Origin of the sequence: Pyxidicoccus sp. MSG2, assembly GCF_026626705.1 — a bacterium.
GTDB lineage: Bacteria > Myxococcota > Myxococcia > Myxococcales > Myxococcaceae > Myxococcus.
On sequence record NZ_JAPNKC010000001.1, the window covers coordinates 2,950,076 to 2,965,530 of the forward strand.

Below are 15,455 nucleotides of genomic sequence, written 5' to 3' on the forward strand. Positions count from 1 at the left end.
CCGTTCCCCATGCGCCCGTTCAAGACGCTCCAGAAGCTGTACGACGAGGAAAGCCAGGTGGTCATCACGGAGAAGGGCAGCCCCCCGCGGGCGCTCTTCTACGGTGAGGGCTTCCTGCAGGAAGACCTGCCCGTGGGTACGCGGGTCATCTTCCCCCGCCCCCCGCTGGCCGGCGTGCCCAACGTCAAGGCCGCCATCCGCTGGGCCATCAACCACCCGGAGGGCATGGAGCCGCTGCACGCCCTGCTCAAGCCCGGCATGCGCCTGACGTGCGTCATCGACGACATCAGCGTGCCGCTGCCGCCCATGGTGACGCCGGACGTGCGCCAGTCCATCCTGGAGGTGGTGCTGGAACTGGCCGCCGACAGCGGCGTGGACGACATCCACCTCGTCATCGCCAACGCCCTGCACCGCCGCATGACGGAAGCGGAGATGCGGCGCATGGTGGGGCAGAAGATCTACGACGCGTTCTACCCGGACCGTTACTACAACCACGACGCCGAGGACCCGGACGGCATCGTCGCGCTGGAGCGCACCTCGCACGGTGAGGAGGTGTCGGTGAACCGCCGCGTGGCGGAGAGCGACCTCATCATCTACGTGAATGTGAACTTCGTGCCCATGAATGGCGGGCACAAGTCCATGGGCACCGGCGTGTCCAACTACGCCTCGCTGCGCCACCACCACAACCCGAAGACCATCCGCGAGTCGGACTCCTACATGGAGCCGAAGGCGAGCGCGCTCTACAGGAGCAACGAGCGCATCGGGAAGAACATCGACAAGCACCTGAAGGTCTTCCACATCGAGACCTCGCTGAACAACCGCATGTTCGGCGCGCCCACGGACTTCCTCGCCAAGAAGGAAGAGGACTACACCGAGGGCGACCGGCTGAAGTTCCAGGCCATGCGCTACGCGCTGTCGAAGATGCCCCGCGCGATGGCGCGCAAGGTGCTCAGCGCCGTGCCCGCGCCCTATGACGTCACGGGCGTGTACGCCGGAGCCACCGAGCCGGCGCACCAGAAGACGCTGGAGACGAGCTGGAAGCAGTACGTGGTGCCGGTGGAGGGGCAGAGCGACATCGTCATCTTCCCCATCCCCTTCATCTCTCCGTACAGCGTCAACTCCATCCTCAACCCGCTGCTCGTGCAGGTGATGGGGCTGGGCTACTTCTACAACCTGAACCGCGGCGTGCCGCTGGTGAAGAAGGGCGGCGTGCTGATTCTCCTGCACCCGGCCTACGACGAGTTCGACCCCGAGCACCACCCCAGCTACATCGAGTTCTTCAACCGGCTGCTGCCGGAGACGCGCGACTCGATGAAGCTGGAGCACAAGTACGAGAAGGAGTTCGCGGAGAACCCCAGCTACGTGCACCTGTACCGCAAGGGCAACGCCTACCACGGCGTGCACCCCTTCTACATGTGGTACTGGGGCGAGAATGGCCGGCAGCACGTGGGCAAGGTCATCGTCGCGGGCGCGGAGAACAATCACGTCCCGGCCCTGATGGGCTGGGACCGCACCGACACCCTCACCGAGGCGATTGAAGAGGCGCGCGGCTTCATGGGCCGCTCGGCCACCATCAGCCTGCTGCGGATTGCGCCCACGGTGATGGTGGACGTGAAGTGAGGCCGGTCATGAGTCAGCCGCAGCTTCCCGAGCTGAACGTCTCCCGCGTCTTCACCGGCAAGCGCCTGCTGTTCGCGGGCTCCACCGGCTTCGTGGGCAAGGTGACGCTGTCCATGCTGCTGCACCGGTACGGGCAGGAGCTGGACAAGGTGTACGTGCTGGTCCGCAAGGGCAGCGCGGCCTCCGCCGAGCGGCGCTTCTTCGACAAGGTGGCCACCAGCGAGCCCTTCCAGCCGCTGCGCGACGCGTACGGCGACGCGGGCGCCCTGGAGTTCATCCGCAAGAAGTGCCACGTGCTGGACGGTGACATCACCGACCCGTGGGTGGGCCTGGAAGAAGTCCAGGTGGCCGAGCTCACCGGCAAGGTGCACGCCTTCGTCAACTGCGCGGGTCTGGTGTCCTTCAACCCGTCGCTGGAGGTGGGCCTCAACGTCAACACCCACGGCGTGAAGTACGCCGCCGAGCTGGCGGTGCGCTGGGGCGTGCCGCTGGTGCACATGTCCACCGCCTTCGTGGCGGGCAACCGCGACGGGCTCGTCTTCGAGGACGAGGAGGTCCGCGGCTACTTCCCCCGCAGGGACGAGCTGGACGGGCGCGACTTCAGCCTGGAGCAGGAGTTGGCGGACGCGGAGCGCATCGTCGCCCGGCTGCGCGAGCAGGCCGACGACAAGGCCCTCACGTCCACCTTCCGCAAGAAGGCGTTGGACCGGCTGGCCGAGGAAGGCCGCGACGTCAACGACGAGAAGACGCTGCGCCTGGCGGTGGGCCGCGAGCGCAAGCTGTGGCTCAGCGGCGAATTGGTGCGCGCCGGCATGGAGCGCGCCGCGCACTGGGGCTGGCCCAACACGTACACGTACACGAAGTCCCTGGGCGAGCAGGTGCTCGCGAGCACGCCGGGGCTGCGCTACGCCATCGTCCGGCCCTCCATCGTCGAGAGCGCGATGCACTTCCCCTTCCCCGGGTGGAACGAGGGCTTCACGACCTCGGCGCCGCTGGCCTTCGCGGGCATCAAGGGGCCGGGCGGCATCCCCGCCGGCGAGAGCACCATCCTGGACATCATCCCGGTGGACCAGGTGGCCGGGGCCACCATCGGCATCACCGCGCACTCCATCGAGGTGGAGGAGCGGCGCGTCTACCACCTGGCGTCCGGTGACGTGAATCCGTTCTACGCCAGCCGCTCCGTGGAGCTGGTGGGCCTGTACCGGCGGCGCTACTACCGCAACCGTGAGACGGGCAACGCGCTGATGAACTCGCTGCGCTCGCGCCTGGAGCCGCAGCCCGTCAGCAAGAAGGAGTTCGAGCTGTTCAGCGCGCCCATGCTGGTGCGCGGCGCGAAGTTCCTGAAGAAGGCCATCGAAGAGGTGCGGCCCGCCTGGGGCGCGCCCGGCGTGCAGGCCATGCTGGACAAGGCGAAGGTGTCGCTGGACGACGTGGAGCAGCAGAACCAGGGGCTCATCGCCCTCACGGACCTGTTCCTGCCCTTCCTCTACGAGAACCGGTACGTCTTCCGCTGCGACAACACGCGCTCCGTCTACACGCGCATGGCGCACACGGACCGGCTGAAGGTGCCCTGGGCCCCCGAGCACATCGACTGGCGCGCCTACTTCATGGAGACGCACCTGCCGGGCCTGGAGAAGTGGGTGTTCCCCGGCCTGGAAGAGGAGCGCGAGAAGCGCACCGTCATCCCCGCGCACAGAGACCTGCTCGAGCTGCTCGAGGCGACGGTGCACGCGTACCGGCACCGGGTGGCCTTCCGCATGGTGGCCGGCGAGCGCGAGGAGCGCTTCACCTTCGGCGAGGTGCACCGCTACGCGTCGCGCGTGGGCAGCTTCCTGCTCGGCAAGGGCATCAAGCACGGCGACCGCGTGCTGCTGGTGTCGGAGAACCGGCCCGAGTGGGGCATCTGCTACTTCGGCATCCTGCGCGCGGGCGCCACCGCCGTGCCGGTGGACCCGGGCCTCAGCGAAGCGGAGCTGCTCAACATCTCCCGCCGGGCGGAGGCGCGCGCGTGCCTGCTGTCCGAGGACGCCGCACACGACTTCCCCGGCCTCGTCACCGCGCTGGGCGAAGGCGTCACGGTGGCGAGCCTCGCGGAGGCGATGACGGGCGACCCGGCGCACCCGGACCGCATCGGCCCGGTGAAGAAGTCGGCTTCCGCGGACGACCTGGCCAGCATCATCTTCACCTCCGGCACCACGGGCACGCCCAAGGGCGTCATGCTCACGCACCGCAACTTCGCCTCGCTGGTGGCGAAGCTGGCCGGCGTGTTCGACATCGGCGTGGGTGACGGCGTGCTGTCGGTGCTGCCGCTGCACCACACCTTCGAGTTCTCCTCCGGCTTCCTCACCCCGTTCTGGCGCGGGGCGGAAATCACGTACATCGACGAGCTGACGTCGGACCGGCTGGGCGAGGTGTTCGAGACGGGCCGCATCACCGCCATGGTGGGCGTGCCCGCGCTGTGGCAGCTGCTGCACCGCAAGATTACGCAGGAGTTCGCCAGCAAGCCGCCCTTCGTGGAGCAGGCGCTCAAGGCGCTGATGGCCACGCACGGCGAGCTGCGCAACCGGGGCAACATCAACCTGGGCAAGCTCCTGTTCTGGCCGGTGCACCGCAAGTTCGGCGGGCGCATCAAGGTGCTCGTGTCGGGCGGCTCGGCGCTGCCGGATGAGGTCCACAAGGCCTTCCACGAGCTGGGCTTCAACATCACCGAGGGCTACGGCCTGACGGAGTCCGCGCCGGTGCTGTCGGTGACGGAGCCCGGCAACAAGCGCCAGCCCGGCACGGTGGGCCGGCCGCTGCCCGGCATCGAGCTGCGCATCGCCAACCCGGACAACGACGGGCTGGGCGAGGTGCTCGCCAAGGGCCCCAACGTCATGCCCGGCTACTTCGGGGACCGCGAGGCCACGGACGCGGTGCTCAAGGAAGGGTGGCTCCACACCGGCGACCTGGGGCGTCTGGACGCGGAGGGCCGGCTGTACCTCGTCGGCCGCGCGAAGGACGTCATCATCGACCACAACGGGAAGAACATCTACCCGGACGAGCTGGAGGAGCTGTACCAGGAGCACCCGCACATCAAGGAGCTGTCGGTCGTCGGCCTGCCCGACGAGGCGGGCGGCGAGAAGGTGGCGTGCCTGTGCGTGCCGGATTACGGCGAGCGCCCGCGCGAAGAGGTGCGGCGCGAGGTGGAGGAGCACTTCCGCAAGGTGAGCGCGGACATGCCCTTCTACCGCCGGGTGAAGGTGCTGCGGCTGTGGGACGGCGAGCTGCCGCGCACCGCCAAGCGCAGCGTGAAGCGCAAGCAGGTGGTGGAGGAGCTGCAGCGGCTGGAGCGCATGGCCGCCAGCGCCAGCAAGGCGCGCGAGAAGGTGGCCAACCCCGGCTCCGGCGGCGTGGGCGACTGGCTCTACCCGCTCATCGCCGAGGTGTGCCACCGCCCGGTGGCGGACGTGCGGCCGGACGCGCTGCTCACCGGAGACCTGGGCTTCGACTCGCTGATGCTCACCGAGCTGTCGTCCGCACTGGAGGGCGCGGGCGTGCCGCTGCCCGCGATTGAAGACCTGACGCAGGTGCAGACGGTGGAGGACCTGCGCAAGGTGGTGCTGGCGTCCGGCAAGCGCCCCACGGTGGAGACGCGGGCGAAGGACATCAGCAAGGAGAACGCGCGCGCGGAGGAGGTAGAGATTCCGGTGCCCGAGGTGGTGGCGGACGTGGGCCGTCAGCTCCTCGCCTTCGGACAGAAGGTGCTCTACGGCGGCGTCTTCGACACCAAGGTGACGGGCAAGCCCTTCATCCCGCAGAACCGCAACTTCCTCGTCATCGCCAACCACTCCAGCCACCTGGACGCGGGGCTGGTGCGCGTGGCGCTCGGGGACCAGGGCGAGCGACTCGTGTCGCTGGCGGCGCGCGACTACTTCTTCAACACGCCGCTCAAGCGCGCCTGGTTCGAGAACTTCACCAACCTCATCCCCATTGAACGGCAGGGCTCGCTGCGCGAGTCGCTGCGCATGGCGGGCGAGGCGCTGCGCCAGGGCTACAACGTCCTCATCTTCCCCGAGGGCACGCGCTCCACCACCGGGGAGCTGTTGGAGTTCAAGTCCACGCTGGGCTACCTCGCCCTCACCTACAGCGTGGACGTGCTGCCGCTCTACATCGAGGGCGCCTTCGACGCGCTGCCCAAGGGCACGGTGTTCCCCAAGTCGAAGAACCTCGAGGTGCACATCGGCCCGGCGCTGGAGCACGAGACGCTGCGCGCGCGTGTGCAGGGCATGGCGCGCTCCGAGGGCTACCGCTATGCCACCCGCATCGCCGAGGACGCGATGCGCGCGCTCAAGGCCGGCCGGGTGCTGGACCTCAACGCGCAGGAGCCGACGTCGACGGCGCTCACCCGCGCCTCCACTGGAGGGAAGGACTCGTGAAGCTGCTCGTAACGGGAGGCACGGGATTCCTCGGCACGCACCTGGTGCCGCGGCTGTTGACGGCGGGGCACTCGGTGCGGCTCATCGGCCGCTCGAAGCCCTCGGGCACGGCCTTCGCGGGCGCGGAGTACGCCCCGGGTGACTTGAAGGACCGGGACGCGGTGCGCCGCGCGCTGGCGGGCGTGGACGCCGTCTACCACCTCGCGGGGCTCGTCTCCTTCCAGCCGAAGGACGCGCGGAAGATGTTCGAGCTGCACGTGGACAGCACGCGTGAGTTGCTGCGCGACGTGCGCGAGGCCGGCGTGAAGCGCGTGGTGCTGGCCTCCACCTCCGGCACCATCGCCGTGTCGAAGGAAGAGCACGTCGGCACCGAGAGCGACGACTACCCGATTACGGTGGTGGGGCGCTGGCCGTACTACCTGTCCAAAATCTACGAGGAGAAGCTGGCGCTGGAGTACTGCCGCAAGCACGCCATTCCCCTCGTGGTGCTCAACCCCAGCCTGTTGATGGGCCCGGGAGACGACAGGCTGTCCTCCACGTGGACGGTGGTGAAGTTCCTCAACCAGGAGATTCCGGCCATGCCGGGCGGCGGCATCTCCTTCGTGGACGCGCGCGACGCGGCGGACGCCTTCGTCAACGCGCTCACCCGGGGCGAAATCTACGGCCGCCACCTCATGGGGGTGAATCTCTCCATGGTGGACTTCTTCAAGCGCCTGGAGCGCATCACCGGCGTGCCCGCACCCCGGCTGCGCCTGCCCTCACAGGTCAACGTGCTGGGCAGCAAGCTGCTGGAGCGCTGGGCGAAGGTGCGCGGCACCAAGCCCGTGCTGGACCCGCAGGAAGTGGAGATTGGCGAGCACTGGTTCTGGCTGACGCGTCCAAGGCAGAGGCCGAACTGGGCTTCCGCGCGCGCGACATCCACGAGACGCTCTCCGAGACGGTGCAGCACATCTACGGGAAGATGCCGCCCCAGGCCCTGCCCGGCACCAAGGGCCGGCTGAGCGACCTGCGCGAAGGCACCTGAGGCCCCGCGGGGACTACCGCTCCACCCGTCCCCGCGCGTCTTCCACGAGGCGCGCGGCCCAGGGCTCGGAGCGGTGGCTCCACACCCAGGCCGCGCCGAGGAAGCCGAGGCCCAGCAGCACCAGCAACAGCCGCGCGAAGGTGGAGGGGCCTGCTTCCTTCGCCACGGCCTAGCCCACCACCCGGTTGCGGCCCGTCTTCTTCGCCTTGTACAGGTTGGCGTCCGCGACCTTGATGAAGTGCGCGGGCTCCGCCATGTCCTGCGTCATCTCGCCCACGCCGATGGAGATGGTGACCGGAATCTCCTTCTCGTCGTAGACGAAGGTCTTCTCCGCGATGAACCGGCGAATCTTCTCCGCGAACACGCGCGCCTTGTCGGGCCCGTCCTCGGGCATGACGAGGGCGAACTCCTCACCGCCGTAGCGGGCGAAGCACTGCTCGCGGCGCACCATGCGCTTGATGGACTGGGACAATTCGCGCAGCACGTAGTCCCCGGCCAGGTGGCCGTGGACGTCGTTGATCTGCTTGAAGTGGTCGATGTCGAACATCATCAGCGTGAGCGAGCGCTGGTAGCGCGCGGAGCGCCCCATCTCCTTCTCGAGGTACTCGAGGAAGTAGCGCTTGTTGTTGATGCCGGTGAGACCGTCGGCAATCGTCAGCGTGTAGATGGTCTCGTGGTACTGGGTCTCGATGTTGTCGCCATCGAGGAACTTGAAGATGGAGCCACCCACCTTGATGAGGTCCCCGCTGCGCAGCGGCGAGGCCTGCAGCACCTCCTGGTCGTTCAGGTAGGTGCCGTTGGTGGACCCCAGGTCCTCCACGAACATCCGCCCCCCGTGGCCGCGCACGCGTGCGTGCCGGCGGGAGACGTTGTCCAGGTCCACCCAGATGTGGTTGCCCTGGTCTCGTCCGATGGTGAGCTCGGAGTCGATGAGGTACTTCTTGCCCAGCTCGGGGCCGTGAATCTGCACGAGGCAGCACTCGGTGCTGCGCTCGGCACTCACGTCCTTGAGCGTGGAGATTTTGGTAACGCGGGTTTCGTCTCCGGACATCGCGAGCGAAGGCTAGCAGCCCGCCCATCTCCGGGGAAGCCGCGCAACCCGCCTGCCCACGTCTATTGCCGGGTGCCCTCGGGAGGCCCCCGACGGAGCGCTTCTCCCACATCCGGCGCCCCTCGTGGAGGACGGAGGACCTGAACAGGCGGTTATGCACTCAACGAAGGCGGGCGAGCGGGCACGTGTGCCCTTGTCGGACGGAGGCGGACGGTTAACGTCGGCGGTCTATGTCCAAAGTGCTGGCGATGATTCTGGCAGGAGGTGCGGGGACCCGCCTGGAGCCGCTCACCCGTGAGCGCGCGAAGCCGGCGGTGCCGTTCGGCGGCCGTTACCGCATCATCGACTTCGTCCTCTCCAACTTCGCGAACTCCGGCGTGTACCGGATGAAGGTGCTGACGCAGTACAAGAGCGACTCGCTGAACAACCACCTGTCCCGGGCGTGGCGGATGACGGCCTTCCTGGGCCACTACGTGGAGGCGGTGCCCGCGCAGATGCGGACCGGCGTGGACTGGTACAAGGGCAGCGCGGACGCCATCTACCAGAACCTCAACATCATCACCGACGAGGAGCCGGACCACATCTTCGTCTTCGGCGCGGACCACGTGTACCGGATGGACACGCGGCAGATGCTGGACTTCCACTGCGCGAAGAAGGCCGCGTGCACGGTGGCCGCGATTCCCGTCCCGATTGAGCAGGGGCGCGAGTTCGGCATCATCGACGTGGGGCCGGACGGGCGGATGCGGCAGTTCCTGGAGAAGCCGAAGAATCCCCCGCCCATGCCGGGCAACCCGAAGATGTGCCTGGCCTCCTGGGCAACTACCTCTTCACCACGGACGTGCTGGTGCAGGAGGTGGTGCGCGACGCGGCGAACGAGGCGAGCGCGCACGACTTCGGCAAGTCCATCATCAGCGAGCTGTACAAGACGGCGCCGGTGTACGTGTACGACTTCGCCACGAACGAGATTGCCGGCCAGGAGGAGAAGGAGCGCGGCTACTGGCGGGACGTGGGGAACATCGACGTCTACTACGACTCCAACATGGAGCTGGTGCAGGTGGACCCGGTGTTCAACCTGTACAACGACCGGTGGCCCATCCACACGCAGCCCAACAACTACCCGCCGGCCAAGTTCGTCTTCGCGGACAAGGAGAACAAGCGCGTGGGGCACGCCACGGACTCGCTGGTGGCGGAGGGCTGCATCATCTCCGGCGGCCACGTGAATCGCTCGGTGCTGTCCCCGAAGGTGCGCGTGAATTCGTACTCGGAGGTGGAGGACTCGCTGCTCTTCGAGAACGTCACCATCGGCCGGCGCTGCCGCATCCGCCGGGCCATCATCGACAAGAACGTGGAGATTCCGCAGGGGACGACGATTGGCTACGACCCGGTGGAGGACAAGCGGCGCTTCCACGTCACGCCGAGCGGGGTGGTAGTGATTCCCAAGGGCATGAAGGTGACCTGAGGCAAGCCATGGGTGTTGCGGGGGGCCTCCACCTCAGGCCGGCGCTGGAGTCGGACCGGCGCACCCTGTGGCGCATCCACACGCAGGCGGTGGAGGCGCACTGCCGGGACGTGTACGCGCCGCACGAGGTGAGCACCTGGGTGCGGCTGCTCCGGCCGGAGGGCTACCTGCGGCCGGACAAGCCCCGCACGGTGCTGGTGGCCGAGCGCGGCCGGCGCCTGGTGGGCTTCGGCCAGGTGGACACGCGCGCGGGGGAGCTGGAGGCCCTCTACGTGGTGCCGGACGAGGTGGGCCAGGGCGTGGGCTCCACCCTGCTGGCGGCGCTGGAGTCCGTGGCGTGGCGCGAAGGGGTGCCGCAGCTCGGCCTGGACGCCAGCCTCAACGCGGAGGCCTTCTACCGGCGCCATGGCTACGTGTGGATGCACGCGGCCCGGCGCCCGCTCACGCCCGACGTGCAGCTGGCGTGCGTGAGGATGCAGAAGCGGCGGCCGGCCTCCACCCTCAGCGAGGAGCCGGCCGCGCGCTGACGGCGGCTAGGTGAAGGCGGCGCGCACTTCGGGCTTGCGCAGCACCACCAGCGCCCAGATGCCCAGGGGAAGGCCCACGCACACGCAGGGGCCACAGCAAGGGATGAGCGCGAGGATGCCGGAGGTCATCGCCAGCCCGTAGCTCTGGAGGCCGCGCATCTTCAGCGCGCCCAGGAAGATGAGGGCGTTGAGGATGAGGTACGGCAGCGAGAAGGTCAGGCGCCCACCCGTGGACGTGATGAACTCGAAGAACCCCCGCATCGGCTCCATCTGGGGGTCCTGCATCGCCTGCTGCAGCTGCGCCATCTGGTCCGCGTTGACGGGGCTGACGAGGCCATAGAGGCCATAGAGGAACGTCAGCGCCGAGGTGACCATCAGCAGGATGGCGGGCAGCGACACGGCCTCACGCGCCTGCGCGGGCGAGCCTCCGGGCGACATCGGTGAGCCGAAGTTGTTCTCCATGTTCCCCTCTTCCCTCGAATGACATGGGTGGTGCGCGGGCACCGCCCGGGCGGGGGCATTCCACCCGGAGAACGGCGGACACGCCAAGTGAAATGACGTGTCCGCCGGACAGGTGACGCATCCGGGGCCGATTTTCCGGCCCCGGACGCGTCTCAGGCCTTGAAGGTGAGCAGGGGCGAAAGCCGCGCCACCTCGCGGACGATGCCGGCCTCCACCTGCGAGTCCACCACCGGGCGGATGGGCTTGTACGCCGCGGGCGCCTCCTCCACCCGCCGCTCCGCCCGCAGGCTGATGCAGTCCACCCCGGTGAGGCCCAGGGCCTCCTCGCTGTGGTCCGCCCCGCCGCGCGACATGGAGAAGCGCGAGCGCGCCCGCCCTGCCCCATGGGACGCGGACTCCAGGGACTTCGCGTCGCCACACCCCACCATGAGGAAGGACGTGGCCCCCATGGAGCCGGGGATGATGACGGGCTGCTCCGCCCCCGCCGGGCACGCGCCCTTGCGCGCCAGCCACCCGCCCTCGTATGGGAGCGTGAGGTTGTGCGGCACGTCGTAGACGAGCGGTGCCTCCACCTCGCCGAACAGCTCGCGCAGCGTCTGGCGCAGCAGCTCCGCCAGCAGCAGCCGGTTGAGGAAGGCGTAGTTGGCCGCGGTGGCCTCCGCCTCCAGGTACTCGGCCACGAGCCGCTCGTCCCCCAGCGGGAGGATGCCGCTGTCCGGGAAGGGCTGCCCCACGGGCCACGCCTTGCGCGCCCGCTCCTGCCAGGCCACGCCCACGTGCTTGCCCACGTCGCGGCTGCCGGAGTGGACCATGAACGCGAGCTGTCCCTCGCGCACGCCCCACTGCCAGGCCCGCGCCCGGTCCTCCACGGCCTCCACGCGCTGCACCTCGACGAAGTGGTTGCCCCCTCCGACGGTGGCCAGCCCCGCGTCGCGCACCACGCCCTCGCGGGTGAAGGTATCGGGCGCCCAGGACGGGTTGCCCCGCAGTCCGCCGCCCAGGTGGATGCGGTCCACCTCCGCGTCGAGCTGCTTCAGGTCCGAGCGCCCCGTGCACCCCAGCGGCTGCTCCAGCGTCTCCAGCAACCAGCCGGGGATGCCGTCGCGCAGCAGGGCCTCCGAGGCACGCGAGGACATGGCCACGTCCCGAGTGCCGAAGAAGTAGTGGCCCTTCATCCGCTCCACGAAGGCGTCCCGCTTCGCGAGGAAGGTGTCCACGGAGAGGTCCGCGACGTGCAGGCGCATGCCGCAGTTGATGTCGGTGCCGATGGCACCGGGAACGACCAGGCCCCGCGTGTGCAGCACCGAGCCGATGGCCACACCGGAGTCACCGGGGTGGAAGTCGGGGGTGGCGCGCACGCGCAGCACCTGGCCACCGCCCGGGTGCTTCAGGGCGGCGAGGTTGGCGAGTTGCCGGAAGGCCTTGCCCTCCACGGGCAGGTCCGGCGGGAGGAGCACCTCGGCGGGCGGCGCATTCGCGTCGTCCAGGAGGCGCACGGAGTAGAGGCGACCGTCATAGGTCAACTCGAGCCCCTCACGGGCAAGCGCCCGCAGGAGCCGATTCAGTTTCGGCTGCATGACCCAGCTCAGGAATGCCCCGGCGCGCGCACGCATGCACAGCACCGGGGGGACGTGACGGAGAGATAGGGGGACCAGGGTTCAGCAGCCGCGGTCGCCGGAACGGCGCAAGGCCGTCCTCACCGTGCACGGACGGGAGCGGGGAGGATTCCTGACAGGCGGCGCGGGCCTACACGGCGGCGGACAGGCCGCCGTCCACGTTGATGGCCGCGCCGCTGATGTAGCCGCCCCGGGGGGACAGCAGGAAGGCGACGAGGTCCGCGAACTCCTCGGCCCTGCCCACCCGGCCCAGGGGGATGCCGGCGTGGCGCGCCATCTCCGTCTGGAAGGACTCCACCGGCTTGCCCACCTCCTGGGCCCGGCGCACCCACTGGCCGCTCTCGATGATGCCCACCAGCACGGCATTCACCCGGACGCCGTGCGGGCCGAACTCCTTCGACAGCGCCTTCGTCAGCGCCATGCCCGCCGCGCGTGACACCGACGAGGGCGTGGAGTGCGCGCCCGGCGTCTTCGCGGAAATCGCCAGCACGTTGACGATGGCGCCCCCGCCGGACTCGCGGATGAACGGGAGCGCCTGCCGCGAGGCGCGGACGGCGGCGAAGAGCTTGAGGTTGAGGTCCTCCTCCCACTCCGCGTCCGTCACCGACAGGAAGGGCCGCGCGGCCGCGGAGCCGGCGTTGTTCACCAGCGCGTCCACCCGCCCGAAGCGCGCGTGCGCCGCGTCCACGAAGTGCTCCACCTGCCAGGCCTTGGACACGTCGGCCTGGACGGTGAGCACATCCCCGCCCTCGGCGCGCAGGGAGTCCGCGGTGGCCTCCAGGCGCTCCACGCCCCGGGCACACAGCGCCACCTTCGCGCCCTCCCGGACGAGCCTCCGGGCCACCGCCGCCCCCAGCCCGTCCGAGCCCCCCGTCACCAACACCACCTTGCCACCGAGCTCCAGGTCCACGTGTCGTCTCCTTCGCTGGCGCCAGGCCCACGGCGGCTGGCGCGCACACCGAGCCGGAAGCTACGCCATCACGCCGGCTGCTTCATCGCCGAGCGCTTCTTGTCGAAGGCGGCCAGCGTGGTCGCAATCTCCTGGTTCACCGCGCGCAACATGTCCTGCTTCTCGCGGAACGGGAGGAAGGCGCTCTTGAAGCCGGAGACGATGATGGTGACCAGGTCCTCCAGCGACAGGCCCAGCTCCTTGTGCGCCACCCACAGCTCCTTCGTCACCGTGGTGTCGGTGATGAGGCGGTTGTCGGTGTTGATGGTCACCCGCAGGCCGTAGTCGAAGTAGAACTTCAGCGGGTGCGCCGCGAGGCTGGACACCGCGCCCGTCTGCACGTTGGACGTCGGGCAGACCTCCAGCGGAATCCGGTGGTCGTTGACGTAGTTGAGCAAATCGCCGTCCTCGCGCAGCCGCGTGCCGTGGCCGATGCGGTGCGCGCCCAGGTTGTGGATGGCCTGGGAGATGGACTCGGGGCCGTAGGCCTCGCCCGCGTGCGCGGTGCAGTTGACGTTGTTCTTGAGGATGAGCTGGAAGGCGTCGCGGTGGTCCTTGGCGGGGAAGCTCGCCTCGGCACCGGCGAGGTCGAAGCCGATGACGCCCCGGTTCTTGTAGGCCACGGACAGCTCGGCCAGCCGCATGGACGTCTGCGGGTTGATGTGGCGGATGCCGCAGACGATGACGCCACACTTGATGCCCGTCTCGCGCTTGGCGGCACGCAGGCCCTCCAGCACCGAGTCGATGACGGTGGTCATCTTCAGGCCCTTCTGGAGGTGGAGCGCGGGTGAGTAGCGCACCTCCAGCCAGCGCACGTTCTCCGCGGCGGCGTCCACCGCCAGCTCGTACGCGGCGCGGTAGAGCGCGTCCGCCGTCTGGAGCACGGAGAGCGTCACGTCGAAGGCGACGAGGTACTCCTCCAGGCTCTTGCACACCTGGCCCATGTGGATGGCCTTGGCCAGGCCGTCCTCGGTGTCCGCGGGCAGCTTCACCTTCTGCTGCTCGGCCAGCTCCAGAATCGTCTTCACCCGCATGGAGCCGTCGAGGTGGCAGTGCAGGTCCGTCTTGGGCAGCGCGAGGAGCAGCTCCTCCGTCACCGCCAGCGTCGGGGGCGGCACGAAGTCCGTCCGCCGGGCGGAGGAGGGGATGCCGGTCGCGTTGGGAAACTCGTCTTCACGAATGGTAGGCATGGTCGAAGTTCCTTCCTTGCGCCATCCTCCAAACCATGTCGCCCCGCGCCTGTCCATGCATGCCACTGTTGCCGGCCCTGGCGCTGACATTGGTCGCCACCGTGGGATGCCGGGAGCCGGCGGACACGGCCTTCCGCTATTCCACGGATGCCTCCTCGCGCGCCGGGCTGGTCGCCTTGGCGGACGGCGTCATCACCGGCAACGAGGCCGGCGCCGTGGTGCGCCTGGACCGGGACGGACGCGGGGTGTGGCGGGTGTCGCTCGGCCGGGAGGTGGCCACGCGGCCCGCGCTGGCCGGTGACAGCGTCATCGTGGGCACGGTGGCGGGAGACGTGGTGCGGCTGGGACTGGAGGACGGCGCGGAGCGCTGGCGCCTCACCGGCGAGCCCCCCGTCCTCACTCCCGCAGTGGTGGATGAGGCGCGCACCTCCGTGTACTTCGTGGCCCCGGACGGGGCCGTGCGCGCGTACGCGGTGGACACGGGCAAGGTGCGGTGGCGGTCCCCCGCTCCCAAGGCCACCGAGCCCGCCCCGGACACCCCTCGCGGCCTTCCGGCCCCCGTCCTGGCGGAGGGGCTCCTGGTGGTGGCGCGGGGGAGCGCGGGGCTTGTGGCCCTGTCCACGGCCGACGGGACGCAGGCCTGGACGCGAGACGTTCGGGACGTGGTGGGGATGGAGGTATGGCGGGACGGGCTCTACGTCAGCACGCGCCCGGGGCGGCTCGTGGCACTCCGGGTGAAGGACGGGAGCCCGCTGTGGGAGCAGGCCGTGGCGGAGAGCCTCACCGGGCCTCCGGCCATGGCGCTGGGGACGCTGTGGGTCGGGGCCGAGACGCCCTCGCCCATGCTGGTGGGGCTGGAGCGGGAGAGCGGCAAGGAGGTGGCGCGAGTCACCCTGCCCGCCCCGCTCCTCACCCGGGTGGCGTCGATTCGCGGGGAATTGCTGCTCGTCCCCACCAGTGGGCGCGAGGGGCGGCTCCTCGTGCTGAAGCCGCCGGCCTGGGAGCGCGCCTTCGCGCTGCGCACGGACACGCCGCTGCGCACCCCTCCCGTGGTGCTGGGGGACGAGTTCTTCGTGCTGGGCCTGGACGGGCGGGTGCTGGCGTGGCGGCTGAAGCCTCCCGAGGAGAAGTGAGCCGGAGGC

10 protein-coding genes and 2 pseudogenes are annotated in these 15,455 nt (G+C 69.4%); 6 read left to right on the top strand and 6 right to left on the bottom strand.

Annotated elements, in window-relative coordinates; genetic code table 11:
- Positions 1-9: 9 nt before the first annotated feature.
- The 3 genes and pseudogenes from OV427_RS10860 to OV427_RS10870 all read left to right on the top strand — a co-directional run bounded on the left by OV427_RS10860 (position 10) and on the right by OV427_RS10870 (position 7,059).
- Positions 10-1,620, top strand: a complete 1,611-nt coding sequence (locus OV427_RS10860) for a lactate racemase domain-containing protein (RefSeq protein ID WP_163996026.1) — start codon at positions 10-12, stop codon at positions 1,618-1,620.
- A gap of 8 nt (positions 1,621-1,628) precedes the next feature.
- Positions 1,629-6,035 carry an AMP-binding protein gene (locus OV427_RS10865; RefSeq protein WP_267856024.1) on the top strand — a complete coding sequence of 1,469 codons (4,407 nt, stop codon included), beginning with the start codon at positions 1,629-1,631 and terminating at the stop codon, positions 6,033-6,035.
- Positions 6,032-7,059, top strand: a pseudogene (locus tag OV427_RS10870) (NAD-dependent epimerase/dehydratase family protein). Before OV427_RS10865 ends, OV427_RS10870 begins: the two are co-directional and overlap by 4 nt.
- 13 nt (positions 7,060-7,072) lie before the next feature.
- Here the strand turns inward: OV427_RS10870 and OV427_RS10875 are convergent.
- Together OV427_RS10875 and OV427_RS10880 are read right to left on the bottom strand one after the other, a co-directional pair.
- The gene (locus OV427_RS10875; protein ID WP_267856026.1) at positions 7,073-7,225 is read right to left on the bottom strand and encodes a hypothetical protein; all 153 of its coding nucleotides are present in this window, start codon (positions 7,223-7,225) and stop codon (positions 7,073-7,075) included.
- Between the two features lie 3 nt (positions 7,226-7,228).
- A complete protein-coding gene (locus tag OV427_RS10880; RefSeq protein WP_267856027.1) occupies positions 7,229-8,110 on the bottom strand; it encodes a GGDEF domain-containing protein in 882 nt (293 codons plus the stop codon).
- Positions 8,111-8,340: 230 nt separating this feature from the next.
- Between OV427_RS10880 and glgC the strand changes: the two are divergent.
- Together glgC and OV427_RS10890 are read left to right on the top strand one after the other, a co-directional pair.
- Positions 8,341-9,569, top strand: a pseudogene (gene glgC / locus OV427_RS10885) (glucose-1-phosphate adenylyltransferase).
- Positions 9,570-9,577: 8 nt separating this feature from the next.
- Entirely contained in the window at positions 9,578-10,096 is a 519-nt protein-coding gene (locus tag OV427_RS10890; RefSeq protein WP_267856028.1) for a GNAT family N-acetyltransferase, read from the top strand.
- Positions 10,097-10,102: 6 nt separating this feature from the next.
- On the opposite strand, the gene OV427_RS10895 is transcribed toward OV427_RS10890, so the two are convergent.
- The 4 genes from OV427_RS10895 to add form a co-directional block, all read right to left on the bottom strand.
- Positions 10,103-10,558 carry a hypothetical protein gene (locus OV427_RS10895; RefSeq protein ID WP_267856029.1) on the bottom strand — a complete coding sequence of 152 codons (456 nt, stop codon included), beginning with the start codon at positions 10,556-10,558 and terminating at the stop codon, positions 10,103-10,105.
- A 152-nt stretch (positions 10,559-10,710) separates the two neighbouring features.
- Positions 10,711-12,135: an RtcB family protein gene (locus OV427_RS10900; RefSeq protein WP_267856030.1), complete on the bottom strand. Its 1,425-nt coding sequence runs from the start codon at positions 12,133-12,135 to the stop codon at positions 10,711-10,713.
- Positions 12,136-12,304: 169 nt separating this feature from the next.
- Positions 12,305-13,084, bottom strand: a complete 780-nt coding sequence (locus OV427_RS10905; protein WP_267856031.1) for an SDR family oxidoreductase — start codon at positions 13,082-13,084, stop codon at positions 12,305-12,307.
- 68 nt (positions 13,085-13,152) lie between these two features.
- A complete protein-coding gene (add, locus tag OV427_RS10910; RefSeq protein WP_267856032.1) occupies positions 13,153-14,313 on the bottom strand; it encodes an adenosine deaminase in 1,161 nt (386 codons plus the stop codon).
- A gap of 59 nt (positions 14,314-14,372) precedes the next feature.
- Here add and OV427_RS10915 point away from each other — a divergent pair, with 59 nt between their 5' ends.
- The gene (locus OV427_RS10915) at positions 14,373-15,446 is read left to right on the top strand and encodes a PQQ-binding-like beta-propeller repeat protein (RefSeq protein WP_324289951.1); all 1,074 of its coding nucleotides are present in this window, start codon (positions 14,373-14,375) and stop codon (positions 15,444-15,446) included.
- The last annotated feature ends 9 nt before the right edge of the window (positions 15,447-15,455 follow it).

Bases quoted from the DNA above. Each gene is read 5' to 3' on its own strand.
- OV427_RS10860 (WP_163996026.1), top strand. From the start codon at position 10: ATGCGCCCGTTCAAGACGCTCCAGAAGCTGTACGACGAGGAAAGCCAG.
- OV427_RS10865 (WP_267856024.1), top strand. From the start codon at position 1,629: ATGAGTCAGCCGCAGCTTCCCGAGCTGAACGTCTCCCGCGTCTTCACC.
- OV427_RS10880 (WP_267856027.1), bottom strand. From the start codon at position 8,110: ATGTCCGGAGACGAAACCCGCGTTACCAAAATCTCCACGCTCAAGGAC.
- OV427_RS10890 (WP_267856028.1), top strand. From the start codon at position 9,578: ATGGGTGTTGCGGGGGGCCTCCACCTCAGGCCGGCGCTGGAGTCGGAC.
- OV427_RS10895 (WP_267856029.1), bottom strand. From the start codon at position 10,558: ATGGAGAACAACTTCGGCTCACCGATGTCGCCCGGAGGCTCGCCCGCG.
- OV427_RS10900 (WP_267856030.1), bottom strand. From the start codon at position 12,135: ATGCAGCCGAAACTGAATCGGCTCCTGCGGGCGCTTGCCCGTGAGGGG.
- add (WP_267856032.1), bottom strand. From the start codon at position 14,313: ATGCCTACCATTCGTGAAGACGAGTTTCCCAACGCGACCGGCATCCCC.
- OV427_RS10915 (WP_324289951.1), top strand. From the start codon at position 14,373: ATGCCACTGTTGCCGGCCCTGGCGCTGACATTGGTCGCCACCGTGGGA.